Annotated in this window: 11 protein-coding genes; 6 read left to right on the top strand and 5 right to left on the bottom strand. The window is 43.6% G+C overall.

What is annotated here, in order from left to right:
* Window positions 1-6: 6 nt before the first annotated feature.
* The 5 genes from L4D74_RS06990 to L4D74_RS06970 all read left to right on the top strand — a co-directional run bounded on the left by L4D74_RS06990 (window position 7) and on the right by L4D74_RS06970 (window position 6,160).
* Window positions 7-888, top strand: coding sequence for a carbohydrate ABC transporter permease (locus tag L4D74_RS06990; RefSeq protein WP_428751407.1), 882 nt, complete (start codon window positions 7-9; stop codon window positions 886-888).
* Window positions 885-1,706, top strand: coding sequence for a carbohydrate ABC transporter permease (locus L4D74_RS06985; protein WP_428751406.1), 822 nt, complete (start codon window positions 885-887; stop codon window positions 1,704-1,706). The genes L4D74_RS06990 and L4D74_RS06985 overlap by 4 nt, the downstream gene beginning before the upstream one ends.
* The gene (locus L4D74_RS06980; protein ID WP_428751405.1) at window positions 1,706-2,185 is read left to right on the top strand and encodes a hypothetical protein; all 480 of its coding nucleotides are present in this window, start codon (window positions 1,706-1,708) and stop codon (window positions 2,183-2,185) included. The genes L4D74_RS06985 and L4D74_RS06980 overlap by 1 nt, the downstream gene beginning before the upstream one ends.
* A 69-nt stretch (window positions 2,186-2,254) precedes the next feature.
* Window positions 2,255-4,459, top strand: a complete 2,205-nt coding sequence (locus L4D74_RS06975) for a glycoside hydrolase family 3 N-terminal domain-containing protein (protein ID WP_428751404.1) — start codon at window positions 2,255-2,257, stop codon at window positions 4,457-4,459.
* 75 nt (window positions 4,460-4,534) lie between these two features.
* On the top strand, window positions 4,535-6,160 hold the full coding sequence (locus L4D74_RS06970) for a sulfatase family protein (RefSeq protein ID WP_428751403.1): 1,626 nt from the start codon (window positions 4,535-4,537) through the stop codon (window positions 6,158-6,160).
* Window positions 6,161-6,233: 73 nt separating this feature from the next.
* On the opposite strand, the gene L4D74_RS06965 is transcribed toward L4D74_RS06970, so the two are convergent.
* The 4 genes from L4D74_RS06965 to L4D74_RS06950 form a co-directional block, all read right to left on the bottom strand.
* The gene (locus L4D74_RS06965) at window positions 6,234-7,688 is read right to left on the bottom strand and encodes a sulfatase family protein (RefSeq protein WP_428751402.1); all 1,455 of its coding nucleotides are present in this window, start codon (window positions 7,686-7,688) and stop codon (window positions 6,234-6,236) included.
* 179 nt (window positions 7,689-7,867) lie between these two features.
* A complete protein-coding gene (locus L4D74_RS06960; RefSeq protein ID WP_428751401.1) occupies window positions 7,868-9,298 on the bottom strand; it encodes a sulfatase-like hydrolase/transferase in 1,431 nt (476 codons plus the stop codon).
* A gap of 74 nt (window positions 9,299-9,372) precedes the next feature.
* Entirely contained in the window at window positions 9,373-10,791 is a 1,419-nt protein-coding gene (locus tag L4D74_RS06955) for a putative glycoside hydrolase (protein WP_428751400.1), read from the bottom strand.
* A 10-nt stretch (window positions 10,792-10,801) separates the two neighbouring features.
* Window positions 10,802-11,143: a hypothetical protein gene (locus tag L4D74_RS06950; protein WP_428751399.1), complete on the bottom strand. Its 342-nt coding sequence runs from the start codon at window positions 11,141-11,143 to the stop codon at window positions 10,802-10,804.
* Window positions 11,144-11,729: 586 nt separating this feature from the next.
* Here L4D74_RS06950 and L4D74_RS06945 point away from each other — a divergent pair.
* A complete protein-coding gene (locus L4D74_RS06945) occupies window positions 11,730-12,731 on the top strand; it encodes a hypothetical protein (RefSeq protein ID WP_428751398.1) in 1,002 nt (333 codons plus the stop codon).
* 329 nt (window positions 12,732-13,060) lie between these two features.
* On the opposite strand, the gene L4D74_RS06940 is transcribed toward L4D74_RS06945, so the two are convergent.
* Entirely contained in the window at window positions 13,061-14,455 is a 1,395-nt protein-coding gene (locus L4D74_RS06940; RefSeq protein WP_428751397.1) for a hypothetical protein, read from the bottom strand.
* Window positions 14,456-14,542: the final 87 nt, after the last annotated feature.

Genomic DNA, 14,542 nt, shown 5'->3' with positions numbered 1-14,542 from the left:
ATAGTTATGAATATTAAGCGTTACTGGGTGTCTTACCTTTTTATGTTGCCTTGGGTTGCGTACTTTCTGGTTTTTATGTTGTATCCGTTTTTTCTGTCGTTAGAAAATAGTTTTTTGGATATTAATATACTAAACCCTGAAAATACTGAATTTGTTGGTATAGGAAACTGGGTTAATGCCATTACAGATTATAAGTTTTGGAAATCGATATTTAATGTTTTCTTTAATCAGGCGATATTTATTTCACTAAGCTTTGTGATTGCACTAGGTGCGGCTCTGATGCTGAACGAAGTGACCGTGTTGTCTGGCTTATTTAGAACAGTATTGTTTATACCCGTTGTGACATCGGTCACCGTTGCCATGCTGATCTTTGATTTCATCGCAGGACCAAACGGACCTATTCAAGCGACGATGCTCGAGATTCAAATGCTTGATTCTCCCGTGTTCTGGAAGTTTGAAAAGTGGTTGCCTATGCCAGTCATTGCTGTGTTTAGTGCTTGGAAGTGGTTTGGTGTACAAATGATCATTTTCCTCGGTGGTATTGCAAGCATTAACAAATCACTGTTAGAGGCTGCTGATATTGACGGTGCCACGTGGTCTAGAAAGATCACAAAGATAATTCTACCGCTCATTAAGCCACAGATTATCTTTGTCCTTACGATTAACGTTATCAATGGCTTGCAGATGTTTACCGAAGTATTTATGAACTTTGATTTGCAAGGTGGTCCTCATAATTCGGCGTTAACACCTGTACTTCACTTGTACCAAATTGGTTTTGAGCAAATGAAAATGGGCGAAGCATCGACCGTCGGCTTATTGCTTGCCATCGTGATTTTTATATTGACGATGATTCAGTTAAAAATAACAAACGGGAGTAATAAAGAATGAAAGAACTGAATAAAGGCAAGGTGATGATATACGTATCACTCACGATTGCTAGTATTGTCGTGCTCTATCCATTTTTCTTTATGATTATTAACTCGTTTAAACCGGGTTCGGAAATTATGCACTCTCCAAACTCATTGCCAACGACATGGTCACTAAATGGTTATATTGAGATTTTTAATAGCGTGAATCTTGGACGTATATTTTTCAATACGATATTTGTATCGGTATCAGTCACAGTACTGAACTGTTTGTTATCGGCGATGGTTGCGTTTGCTATTGCTAAAACCAATATGCCCGGTCGTCAGGTGTGGCTGCGATTGATCTTGTCTTCTATGATGGTTCCGGCGATTTTGTTTACCATCCCTGTCTATATGATGATGTACGAATGGGATTGGATTAATACTTATCGCGTGCTTATCATTCCCGGTGCGATTAGTGCTTACAATATATTTCTTCTGTACCAGTTCATGACGCAGGTTGATGAGGCGTATTTGGAAGCGGCGAGAATTGATGGCGCAAGTGAAATGCGTATCTTCTTTAAAGTGGTATTGCCAATGATGCGCCCCGCGATGGCAACCGTCGGTATCTTAACGTTTATGGGGGCGTGGAACGACTTCATGGGACCGCTACTTTATATTCGTGATGATTCTATGCTGACGCTGCAAATGGCACTATTCAAGTTCCAGCAAGATATACCGGCAGGTAACCTTGAACAGGTCTGGGCGATGACAACTATGATCGCTGTACCCGTTGTATTCGTCTTCTTCTTTATGCAGAAAAACTTTATCAAGGCATTCACGGGCGTAGGAGTCAAATAATGGTGCAGTTAAAACGAATCAGCATGCTCCTTGGCTTCATACTGATTGCTTATTTCTTCGCGTGGGGCAAAGTCTATTTTTTATCAAAAAGTTATTTTGAGTTCGCTCAACAACAAGAAAAACAAGGTAATTACGTCATTGCGCTAAAGGGATCGAATAAATTGGAGGTCCGCAACGATGAGCAATACCTAGGGGGCTATCAACAAGTGATAGAGGCTTGGGACAATGTCACCTTAGGGATAACACCGTCGTTTTATGATGATGCCCTGTTAGCGCCTGAGCGGCTCATGCCAAAGCTGTCTGACGAAGAGCTATACCAATTCATCGACTTGTATGTGCAGTTAGATAGTAAATACGTCCCTGAGGTTGCAGAAATACTGCTCGAACGCGCTATAGCATCAAATGATGAAGTGCTAGAAGCGGAAATGAAAGAGTTTCTGATTCAAGCATTCCCCGATTACATCCATTCTCAGATTTAAATGATAGGCACGGTCATTCTCGTGGTCGTGCTTTTCTTTTTCCACTCTTAAACGACTCTTGGAGTACATATGGCACAGCCGTATCAAGACACAAGTCTATCTATTAATCAGCGAGTAGAAGATTTACTCGCGCGAATGACGACAGAAGAAAAAATCGGTCAATTATGTCAGACCCCAATGCTAGATTATGATGAAAATCGTGAGCTGTACTTAGAAGGGGTGAGAACGGGAGCTTGGGGGTCAAGAATCTTAGCGGATACCGCCTGGGCGGGCAACGCACCGGGTGAAAGTGTTGATCCGAAGCAATTAAACGAATTTCAGAAAGCTGCGGTCGAGCAAAGTCGATTAGGTATTCCTTTGATTATCGCTCGAGACGTCATCTATGGTCAGCAAACCGTATTACCCATTCCTTTAGCACAGGCATCGTCTTTTAACCCTGAAATGATTGAATCGGCTTATCGCTGCATTGCGAAAGAGGCGGCTTCGCTCGGTATTCACTGGACGTTTGCACCCATGTTGGACATTGTTCGCGATCCTAGGTGGGGGCGGGTAATTGAAAGTGCAGGAGAAGACCCTTTCTTGACCAGTGCGATGGCGAAAGCGGTAGTTAAGGGTTTTCAAGGCGATGATATGGCCGATGAAAATTCTATGGTAGCTTGCGCTAAACACTTTATTGGCTACGGTGCGGCTGAGGGGGGGCGTGACTACGATACTACTGAGATTACCGAAAATACGCTTAATAATGTGTACTTACCCCCTTTCAAAGCGGCGGTAGAAGCCGGCGTTGCGACTGTGATGTCGGGGTTTAATGATTTAGGAGGCACCCCTGTATCAGCGAGTAACAACTTAATTAATGGTTGGTTAAAGCAGCAACAGAGCTTTGATGGCTTTGTGGTCAGTGATTGGGGTTCAATCTCTGATTTAGAGTATTTCGGTGTAGCTAAAGATGCCAAGGAGTCAGCAAAAAAAGCGTTAGAAGCTGGTGTTGACATGGCAATGACCAATGAGGCCTATCAAGACGTCTTACCGCATTTAGTTGCTTCCGGTCAGGTTGACTTAGCCACCATCGATGAAGCGACTCGCCGGATACTCAGTATCAAGTTTAAAGCTGGGTTATTTGAGAGACCGTATGTCGATGAAGCTCGCCACAAAACCATACTGCGTCATCCTGATCATGTCGCTAAAGCGCAGCAACTCGCTGAGCAAAGTATGGTGTTATTAAAGAACTCTGGGATCTTACCGCTCGCCAGTCCTTCTTCTGTACAGAACAAGTTGACGATCGCGGTTGTCGGTCCTCATGCTCATAGTCAAAGGCAGCATTTAGGCTCTTGGTGTTTGGATGGGCGCTCGCAGGATGTGACGTCCATTTATGACGGTATTCAAGCCTATATAGAACAAAATAATCTAAATGTTGATCTGCTCACTGAAGACGCTGCTTTTACTGATGAGATGGTTGAGTGTGCCCATCGCGCTGATCTCACTATTTTGTGTACTGGGGAGAGTCATCGTAGAACTGGAGAAGCGAGAAATATCGCTGAGCTCATGTTGCCAGCAGGCCAGGAGCAGCTTATCCAAGCGATTGGTGAAACCAATACGTCGTTAGTTGTAGTCCAGTGTACTGGGCGCCCTGTACCGTCAATGGCAACGGAACAATTTGCTGACGCGTTACTGTACGCTTGGCAAAGTGGTACAGAAACGGGACATGCAGTTGCTCGTTTATTGTTTGGCGCCGTATCGCCTAGTGGCTGTTTACCCATGTCAGTGCCTCGTTCGACTGGGCAAATTCCTATTTACTACGCACGTAAACGGTTAGGCAAAATGCGTGCATTTCAAGAGTATCAACCCTATAAAGATCAAAAGCATACGCCGTTGTATCCTTTTGGCTTCGGCTTAACCTATGGAAAATTTGAGTACAGTAATTTAGAACTCAGTCATAGTGAACTGTCTTTGGATGATACGTTAAAGGTTTACGTCAATGTGCGCAATATTGGAGACCATGTGGCGACAGAGGTTGTACAGTGTTATACGCGGCAGATCAATGCCACGACGAGTCGACCAGAAAAGGAATTGAAGGCGTTTTCTCGCGTGGACTTACGCCCTGGTGAAGCGAAAACTGTGTGTTTAGAGATGCCATCTCGCTTACTTGAATATTACGGAGAAACACAGCGCCTAGAAGCCACCGAGTCACGTATCGATCTCTATGTCGGTTCTGATAGTAACGCGTCGTTAGAGGCTTCGTTCTTGCTACAAGCACCTAGCTTAGTCAACGGTTAAAACATCTGGTGATTATTAAATGAATTTGAACCTGCTGTTGCTTGCAACGAGCAGGTTTTTTTTTGAGGTTAATCTATGGAAAACCAAGCTATACCAAGTCAGAAACAGCCAAATATTATCTACATTATGTCCGATGACCATGCCATGCGAGCGGTTAGTGCTTACCAAAGTGATATTGCTCACCTTGCCCCTACGCCGAATATCGACCGTATTGCTCGCAATGGTGCGCGTTTTGATCAATCTTTTGTGACTAACTCACTTTGCGGACCTTCTCGAGCGGCAATGTTGACGGGAAAATTTGGTCACAAAAATGGTTTTAACCACAATGGTCAGCTATTTGATGGACACCAACCGACGTGGCCAAGAATACTCAAGCAACATGGTTATACCACGGCATGCATTGGTAAATGGCACATTAATTTAACGCCAGATGGGTTCGATTTTGACCATTGGGAGCTATTAAACGATCAGGGTGAGTATTATAACCCTGACTTCATTACAAAAGATGGCGTCAGGCGGGAGCATGGTTACACGACTGAACTGATCACTGAAAAGTCACTCGAATGGCTATCAAAGCAAAATGGTAATGATCAGCCATTTGCGCTTCTCCTTCATCACAAAGCTCCGCACCGTAACTGGATGCCTGCGCCTCAGCATACTAAAGCGTTTGAAAATACAGAATTTCCGGTGCCAGATAACTATTTTGATACCTATGAAGGGCGTTCTGCGGCGGCTATGCAAACGATGAATATCTATCGGGATGCGCAAGAAGGTCATGATCTCAAAATGACACGTGGCGTTGGAGAGACGGCCTGGAGAGAAGATATATGGCCATTTCTGCTTGAGCGCCTAACACCAGAGCAGCGAAAACAGTGGGATGAAGCTTACCAAGCGCGTAATGATTGGTTTAATGCCAATGAACAGAATATGACGGAGGAAGCGGTCGCAATATGGAAATATCAACGTTATGTCCAAGACTACCTTGCGACTATTATTTCTGTTGATGAGTCGGTAGGGGCCGTTCTAGACTTTTTAGAGCAACATGGTTTGGCTGATAATACGATTGTGGTTTATACCTCCGATCAAGGTTTTTATATGGGCGAACATGGATGGTTTGATAAACGTTTTATGTATGAAGAGTCGTTTCGAGCACCGTTACTAATACAGTATCCTGACAAAATCAGACCAGGAACAGTGGTTGAACATATGGTACAAAATATTGATTATGCGCCAACGTTTTTGGCGTTCGCTGGTGTCGACATTCCACAAGATATTCAAGGTCAATCAATGGTACCTTTGTTAACGGGAGAGCCTGCTAAGGATTGGCGCGCAGCACTGTATTATCACTTCTATGAGTATCCAGCAATGCATGACGTAACACGTCACTACGGCACGCGGGACAACCGATATAAATTGATGCATTTTTATTACCAGATGGATGAATGGGAGTTTTATGATTTGCAGGCAGATCCACATGAAATGAACAATGCTATCCACGCCCCTCAATATCAGGCTGTGATTCAACGGCTGAAACAAACGATCACAGAACTGGAGAAGCAATATGACGTACCACCGCGTTCGCAGTGGGAAGATTCACCGTTAGAAGCTGTCGCAGCCCCAACGCTTCAAGAGTTATATCCAGACAGCTACCAAGTAGCCGCGCAAGCGCATGTCGATGAACGCGGGTGTTACGAAGAGTAAATGCCACCACCATGCGAAAATATAACCGGCACTCTTGGGAGTGCCGGGTTGTGACTAGAGGTAGCGCGGTGTTTTATTGAGTGCGATTAAACGCTTGAACATCGACACGATGACCGGACTTAAACTCACGATTTCTATTCACCGGTTTGTGACTGAGTTTGTTTACGGGTAGCTCTGCTTCCCATGCATCAAATTTATTTTGCAGTTGCTGAGCGATCTCGGGCTCCTTGGAAGCTAAGTCGTTATATTCATATGGATCATCGACCATGTTGAATAAGCGAATGGTTCGTGGCCCGTTGTCATCATTGACCGCAAGTTTCCAGTCACCATCTCTGATGGCGTAATCATTATCACGACGCCAATACAGTGTGTCATGAGGAGCAGAGTCTTTTTCACCCAATAGGTAAGGGAAAAGATCTACGCCATCAAATGGAATCGCGTTGGTCTCTGTAACGCCAAAACGCGCGCCAATTGTCGGCATGACATCCAATGCACTGACCATCGCTTCAAAACTTTCGCCAGCAGGAATTTGCGCAGGGTAGTGGATAATAAACGGTACGCGGATGCCACCCTCATAGGTGTCCCCTTTAAAGCCATTAAATGGCCCCGGGCTCGACATGGTTGTCTCTCCGCGTTTCTTTTGCCTCGGTTGTTCAAACCCTTGTCCTGATGGCGTGCCGTTATCACTCATAAAGAACACCAATGTATTATCGTATAATCCGTTTTCTTTTAGGGTGTCCATAATGGCGCCGACACCATCATCAAGTACTAAAGTCTGTGCGGCAAAAAAGCGGCGCTCTTCATGATGGACTTTTAGATGATCTAAACGCTCGATATAGCCATCGGGGACTTGCCATGGGTGGTGTACGGCAAAGTGTGCAACGTGTAAAAAGAAAGGTTTATCAGCATTTCTCTCGATGAATCCTACTGCTTCATCAGTAAACAGTTCGGTTAGGTAGCCGTTACCTTCTTGAATCGGCGGTTCGGTTGCAGTATTACGATATAGGGGAGAGAGCCATGGCTTTCCTCCTTCTTTAGCATCAGATTTCATGTAGTTGTGAGAGCCACCATGAAACCCATAAAAGAAGTCCGTACCGCGCTCATTTGGTCTGCCTGTTGGCTCTCCCATATGCCATTTGCCCACCACACCAGTTGTGTAGCCGATGTCTTTCATCATTTCCATCATTAATGGTTGGCTGCGAGGGATATGATTATTATCAAAATTTCCATAAACGCCAAATCGTTGTTGATTGACGCCGGTAAGAAGACCAGCCCGTGATGGTCCGCAAACAGACGCAGTGACATAGGCTTGTGGAAAATGTACGCCACCAGCGGCTAGCTTATCGATATTAGGTGTGTGGATATCATCGAAACCGTGATAACCCACATCTCCCCAACCCTGATCGTCGGTAAAGATTACGATGACGTTAGGTTGGCTATCTAGATTATTTCTAATGGGTACTTCTGATGCTTGAGCGCCGATCGTGGCAAGAGCCGCGACGAGCGGAGCGACTTTAAATAAGTTCATACGATCTCTTCCTATGAGTATTCTAATGGGTAGAAGGACTATTGAGTGTGAAATATAAACGTTTCTATTTAAGGGTGAAGCAAGATTTTGAATGACTATAACAGCGGATAGCTCTCTCTATGAAAGCTACTGCGAACAGGCTTTGTCGGCATGAACGCAGCAGTAATGGCTAGGTGCGGTTATTTGTCGTGATTGATACCACGCCAGTTGTTATCAAATGGGTAGGCATCTCGGTTCCAACCCCATAGAGAAGGCTGATTATCGGCATTCCATTCATCGTAAGCGAGGCGTAGCCTTGTCACTTGCTCTGGATGAGCGGCAGATACATCGGTGGACTCACTAATATCGGTACTGATATGGTAAAGTTCCATGCTGTCTTTTCCATCAAACAAGTTGGGCATGACAAGTTTCCAATTGTCATCTCGAATCGCTGCTTGTGCTGGGGTTTGCCAATACAAGAATCGCTCGTCGAGTTTTTTCCGCTGACCCATAAGACGAGGTAACAGGTTCACTCCTTCTAACTGAGATTTATCTTGTTCAGAAAGCGTGATATCGGCAGCGGCTAGCATCGTCGGCGTAATATCTAACGCGACGGTGGGCTCTTCAATTATTTGGTTAGCGGGGATTTTTCCTTTCCATGTAATGCTAAATGGCACACGTATACCGCCGTCCCAAACTTCACGTTTAGTGCCGCGGTGTGGTGTATTAAGTGAGCCATTATCTTTTGGGTCGCCACCATTATCAGACATGAATATGATCATGGTATCTTCCATTAATTCATGTTTTTCAAGTTTATTGATCATCTTGCCGATGTTTACGTCCATGTTGTAAGTCATAGCGACAAATTTACGGCGTGTCTCGTCTTCGATATGGGCAAATTTTGCAATGTCCTCTTGTTTGGCATGCATTGGTCCATGGGACGCATTAAACGGTACATACAAAAAGAAAGGCTCGTCTTTGTGGCGATCAATAAAGTTAACGGCTTCGTCGGCAAAAACATCAGTCAAATAGCCGTTAAAGTTCTCGATAAGTTGGTCATTACGATAAATAGATGAATAAGCATGCCTTTTAGCATTTTCTTTATTTTTGCCAGTGACAAAGTAGTCTGCCGCGCCATTGTTAAATCCAAAGTAGTAGTCGAAACCACGATTGTGAGGCCAAAATTTCTGGTCTTCACCATCATGAGACTTGCCGATAAAGCCCGTAGCATAGCCTGCATCTTGGAAAAAATTGCCAAAGGTCTTGGCGGAAAGTTCAAGGCCTTGCTCCCCCCCTTTTTCAAGGACAAATGGACCGATATTGTCGACGTATCCATAGCGTTGTTGATAACGGCCAGTCACTAAACCTGCTCGTGAAGGCCCACATACCGACCCCGTGACATAACCAGCAGAAAAAATCGCACCATCGGCGGCGACGTTATCCATATTTGGGGTAACGACATCTTGACTAATGTTCTGAAATCCCATATCGGCATAACCGATGTCGTCAACATAGATAAGGAGGACATTAGGTTGAGTTCTAGTGTCACTCGTTTCGGTGGCGGTGGCACCACCACTAAGTGCCGCGAGCACAGCTAACCCTAACGTACGTTTTGCGAGTTTTGTTTTCATAGTATTAACCAGAAATGATAGAAAAAACGGCCACCGTAGTGGCCGTTGACGTAGTTATAACCCTTTACGAAAGACTAGGGTGCTGGTGGTGTATAGACGGTTTTAAGTTCGTTCTGAGTAGGTTCTTTTACGATAGCAATATCGGCTAGCCCGTATCTAAACCCTTCAAAGTTGTGGCCATCGTCGGGATTCATTGAAACGGCCCAGCTTGTCAGTTTATTGATGTTCTGTGCTGTATTTAGGCGAACACCGATATCAACACCGTTGTTGTCGGTTTTAGCGAATAAGTCACGCATTGGAATACTGATTTTCCAAACGGTGGCGCCTTTAGTTTCATCAGACATATCTATGCCCACCGATGCAGATTCAATTCCACCTTCACTACCTTCAGGGGTTGTTGCATCGAATTTAAACTGAATTTCGTAGTTTTCGTGACCGGGTTCTGTCCCAGCTCCACTCATAAATAACAAGAACTCTAATGCACCAGTCTCAATGTATTGAGCTAAATCTACAGTAGGTATATCTTCAAGTGAGACAAGATGTGGGAAAAAGGTTTTGTTTGCTGGTTTGTAATTGTCTCCGGTCGCAATAATTTCGGCAAATTGTGGTAAGTTGCTATCCCAGCCGCCGGGTTGGCCGTAGCCAAGTGACCCATTGTTGCTCATTAGTCTCGTCGCCCAACCTTCTGCGTCATTACCTTTTAGCATTGAGCGCAATACTGAGCGATCTGCACTTTCTACGTGTGAGTTATTTGTACAAGCCTGAATATCCTGCACTGCCCATGCTGGGGGAAGGGCATTTGCAGTCATCAATACATCACTTACTTCGTAGTTGATGGCTCCATCGATATCTAGCGACATCGCTGTTTCAACGCTAGCTAAATTTATCCCAGCATCTTCAAAGCAATGTAAAGGTACTGTGATGCGCTGAGCTTCCGACCCTTTTAAGGCTGCAACAGAACTACTAATATCGACGGATGCTGTATTACTGCCATCCGACATGGTGAGTAATGCTGAAACAGGCGTATTAGGACTAATGCTTACAGGCGCCTCTGGTTTTAGCATGAACCTAAGCACGCCACGTTTCTGGTGCTCTTCTGAACCATTTCCATTGTAGGTAGTGTCCAGGTCGTAACCCTTATCAGCGACAAACTTAAGTTTCGCTTGTTCCTCAGAAATTTTGACTGTCATAGGGGAGAAATTCGCAAAATCATCACTTTCAATAGAGATATTTGCTAGATCGATTAAGTTACCATCGAAAGCTTGAGAGTCCCCTGTACTGTCTTCCACTTCTATCACGTAAGGCGTTTCTTTGTAGTGATCGGGTTTGTCTGACATATAAAGATGCACCCCCCAAGAGAGTTTATTGTCTGTTCCGCCACCACCACCTTGTCCGCCTGAGTCGTTTCCATAATCGTAGGTGTCATCTAAGCAACCTGTAAGTACAAATGCAGAGCTAACCATGACGGCTAAGGTAAGTTTTTTAAATTTCATTTTATAGCTCCTAAATTGACTTTTTCTGATTGTATTCTTTTAACTGTTTTTCGGTAATGACCGAGAGCAACCCTTTTCGATAAGCTTGCCAGTATGGCTCTCTTTCTGTACGCCACTCTGCATTACGTGAACCGTATTTTTCCAAAAGCTTGTTCGTCGCTTTATTGAGTTCCACTTTAAGAGTGAGAATGTCGGAAGATTTCTGTTCAGTTAGATTTAGTACTTTAGTCATTTCATTGACTTCTGCTTTTATACGATTGGCGTCCCTTTCTGGTAAGTCACCAAGTGCTAGTGAGCTAGTAGAGAAAGAAAGCAGTGCAATCATCGTCGAAGCTAGTAGTGATTTTTTCATGGATAAATTCCCAATTCAGCTTATAAACTGTTTTTGTAGAAACGTTTCATTGGTGTCGTTGTATTTTTATGAAATTTTGGATTAATAATCAAACTAAAAAATGAATTGCGTGAGTGGTGCGCATTTTTATTGTGTGTTTTGCGATCTTATTGTGAGGTTGATCTCAATTATCTGATGGGTTATAGGATTCCTTGCGGGAAATACAGCGTAAATTCGAACCTTATTGAGTTTTAACGATTCTATATAGTTGGCAGCCATAACTAATTTTTAGTTAATGTTAACGCTGTTTTATAGATATTATTGGTAGCTGAAAGGGCTTTTTTAGCTGGCTGTACGAGAGTTAGCTCACATTCCAATGATTTTTAAATTTGCGGAGTATCACGCTATTTGTTTTTTATTCTTTTAAATCAATATCTTGTGTTTTTATGGTGTTTTACCCAACGGTTTGACTTGCTTGTCGAAACGTTTATCTTTGTGTTTATTGATTGAGTGGCTGTATTAATTTGGCCAGTTAAATACAATGCAATCGATATTGTTGGTTGTGTTGAGATGAGTATTAATAAAAATAACGTTAAAGGGTTAATAGATGGACAAAAAGCATATAGCTTTGGGGGTTAGCGCTCTGGTCTTATCGGGGGCAGTGTTTGCAAACGATGGTATGCCAGATGATGTACTTATCATGGAAGGGGATCAGGACCACATTATTGCCCCACCACCAATGAGTGCATCAAGTAGTAGCCAAGGCCCAATGAGAACTCATTTCTTTAGTGGTATTGAATATGCCGAAACGGTTTTTACTGAAAGCGGTAAGTTGAGTAATACCAACTTTGTCATTGCCGATGGTTCAACTCGTTTTAATGAAAATTTCAGGTTGCGCTACGTATTAAGTGAGAGCCATTCTGAGACGAAAGGATCGACGGATGATAAAGGCTTAAGCATTAACTACCGTATAGCACCGCGATATGAAAAGTGGGTTAACCCCAATTTCAGTTTCTTTATTGAACCCTCTTTCTATCGTCGTTCAACCAGTGATGGTGCAGAGAATACGGAATGGCAAATTAAGCCAGGTGCGCAATATGCGGTAGGCAAGCATATCTTCTTTGTAACGGGTGAATATAAAAACCTCAATAGAAAACGATACGCTAGAGACAATAATGGCTGGAGCCCAGAGATTAAAGAGGATCTGGATTGGGAGCGTGTAAATGGTGAAATTAACTATACATACCGTCAGTCTAGACAGATGAACTGGGGCATAAACTTAAATGCTGGTACGACATTGGACAACGCGGATACCGCTCCGGCTGTTTTTACACGTAGTAATTCCTACAATGTGAGACCTTTTGTTCGTATCCGCCATCTAGCTGGAATCACTACCGAGTTTAATGTTCGATATGGTCATTCTGAATCAGGGAAGAACTGGGAAGGTTCGAATAATTTAGATTACAACGTCAACAGCAATAAACAATTAACGCGCAATGTTCGTTTAGTCGCTAACTTCGGGTATGTCACTTCAGAAAGACATACTGGCGTTGGCTGGGGTGACAGCAAAGGTTTCAAAACTAAGTTAGGGCTTAACTTCTCGTTCTAACCATGTTTTAGATAACTTTGTATAAAAATGGTTGATCGTTCTATTGACCTGCTAATGTAGGTCAATAGGGTGCTAGTTGGCAGCACTTGGTTAAATTATGACTAAAAAGGATTTTTAGTATGCAAATAACACGAAAGGAATTTCACTTAAATAATCTTAGAATTTTACGTATAGGATTATTTTTCGGAATAATCATTGGAGTAGTTCTAGGGTTAGCGGGCCGGTAGAGTCAACGACCTAGAGCACTGGTTAGAGTTGAATTCCTATTGTCCAGAACCCTAGGGTAGTGCCCATTTATGGGACATTAGATCTCGAGCTGAACGCCTATGTTAGGGAGTGTGCATATTTCGCTTATTGTCATAGCTTCCGTTCGCGACAAAAGAAGCGTACATTGCCTCTACTGCATCCCAAGCTCGTTGCCCAAACGAGCTTACTATATAGCACTTTACGTCTTGCTGGATTTGAGTTGCTAAAAACGCACTCACAAACATTCCCTGATCCAACCCAATTAACCGATTAACCACGTCACCACCACTGTTTATTGCGTCATACCAACCATACGGACCGGCAATTTGAGGGTGTTGGGCTTTTACTGCATTTAAGCGTGTTACTGCAGATGTTGGATCTAATATCGCTAACAGGGCTGTGGCGTGTGGAGAACCCACTTCTACTTGTACTGACTCGTTTGGGTCTAAAAAGTAATGCTCACTCATTGCATCTACACCAAACTCTGAATATTGAGCATCTATTGTTGATGCGGAAGAGAGAAAGGGAATGTTGAGTGGTGATGTAAAATCGATCTGAACTTGAGTTAAATCGTCAAACATAGTGGGGGTGGGTACTAAAGCGTATTCATCAAACCAAATGGATGGCAGCATGGCTTGAAAGTATGCGCCTTTCCAAGTTAGTAGTGGTGTCAACGTGTCACCATTGCAAGATAAATAGCTGGCCGTGAATGCCTGCATTTTAGTAAACGCTTCAATGGGGATTTCGTTGGTTGTCTCACGGGTGATAAGATGAGCCCATAGCGGAGCCAAACGACTTTCATTGGATTTTCGGTCAATGTGGTACTCGGCATAGTCGTTATTTTCTAAGCTCCAAGCCGCTTTCAATAACCCTTTCTCTTCATCATAGAGTGAACACCAACCTTTACTCGTATTTCGAATTATAGCGTCAACCTGCTTGGCAAGGTTTTGCATTTGTGGATCATCGTCATGCCAGTAAGCACCGGCAACAGCAGCTAAAGATGTGACAAGATTAGCTGCATCGACCGCAGATGCGGTTGCTGTTGGGCTAAGGCTCAGATCTCCAGAGGGTTCTATTTGATACATCCAATAGGCCAGTCCATGCCATTTTGGCATCTTGTCTATCAGCGTAATAACGTCAATAAGGCGTTGACGAGCGTTCGAAGAGTTGGCTCGTTCCATCTCAACCAACACATTTAAATATAAGCCTAACGCTGTCGAGTTCATTTGTAGCCGTGCTTTGATGGCGGAGCCGTTGACTACATCTATGAGGTCGTATGGCACTTTAGCAACCGGATCTATGCCTACTCCATCAGCGAAATATTGCAGATTCAACTGATAATCTTGTTCAAAATTATCAGGGTAAGATGCTTTTCTCACGTAAATGAGATTCATGGATGACGATTTAAGTTGGCGGCTGTCCGTTTTTTGAGGAACGTCTGTTACAGACCATTCAGGAGAGCTCGTTTTCTTTTCCATAGTAGCGACCACCACATAACACCAAGTAAGGAGTATCAGTGTAATCGAGTTTATGGTTAGGTGGGAAGATTGGCGCAAGAGTGAGTG

The sequence above is a fragment of the Vibrio cionasavignyae genome (genome assembly GCF_050337155.1).
Lineage (GTDB): Bacteria > Pseudomonadota > Gammaproteobacteria > Enterobacterales > Vibrionaceae > Vibrio > Vibrio nomapromontoriensis.
The sequence above is the reverse complement of the archived record's forward strand: the minus strand, read 5'-3'. Positions and strand labels throughout refer to the sequence as shown.

What these genes read in the sequence shown, in the direction of transcription:
- L4D74_RS06990 (WP_428751407.1), top strand. Translation starts at nt 7, where the DNA reads ATGAATATTAAGCGTTACTGGGTGTCTTACCTTTTTATGTTGCCTTGG.
- L4D74_RS06985 (WP_428751406.1), top strand. Translation starts at nt 885, where the DNA reads ATGAAAGAACTGAATAAAGGCAAGGTGATGATATACGTATCACTCACG.
- L4D74_RS06980 (WP_428751405.1), top strand. Translation starts at nt 1,706, where the DNA reads ATGGTGCAGTTAAAACGAATCAGCATGCTCCTTGGCTTCATACTGATT.
- L4D74_RS06975 (WP_428751404.1), top strand. Translation starts at nt 2,255, where the DNA reads ATGGCACAGCCGTATCAAGACACAAGTCTATCTATTAATCAGCGAGTA.
- L4D74_RS06970 (WP_428751403.1), top strand. Translation starts at nt 4,535, where the DNA reads ATGGAAAACCAAGCTATACCAAGTCAGAAACAGCCAAATATTATCTAC.
- L4D74_RS06965 (WP_428751402.1), bottom strand. Translation starts at nt 7,688, where the DNA reads ATGAACTTATTTAAAGTCGCTCCGCTCGTCGCGGCTCTTGCCACGATC.
- L4D74_RS06960 (WP_428751401.1), bottom strand. Translation starts at nt 9,298, where the DNA reads ATGAAAACAAAACTCGCAAAACGTACGTTAGGGTTAGCTGTGCTCGCG.
- L4D74_RS06955 (WP_428751400.1), bottom strand. Translation starts at nt 10,791, where the DNA reads ATGAAATTTAAAAAACTTACCTTAGCCGTCATGGTTAGCTCTGCATTT.
- L4D74_RS06950 (WP_428751399.1), bottom strand. Translation starts at nt 11,143, where the DNA reads ATGAAAAAATCACTACTAGCTTCGACGATGATTGCACTGCTTTCTTTC.
- L4D74_RS06945 (WP_428751398.1), top strand. Translation starts at nt 11,730, where the DNA reads ATGGACAAAAAGCATATAGCTTTGGGGGTTAGCGCTCTGGTCTTATCG.
- L4D74_RS06940 (WP_428751397.1), bottom strand. Translation starts at nt 14,455, where the DNA reads ATGGAAAAGAAAACGAGCTCTCCTGAATGGTCTGTAACAGACGTTCCT.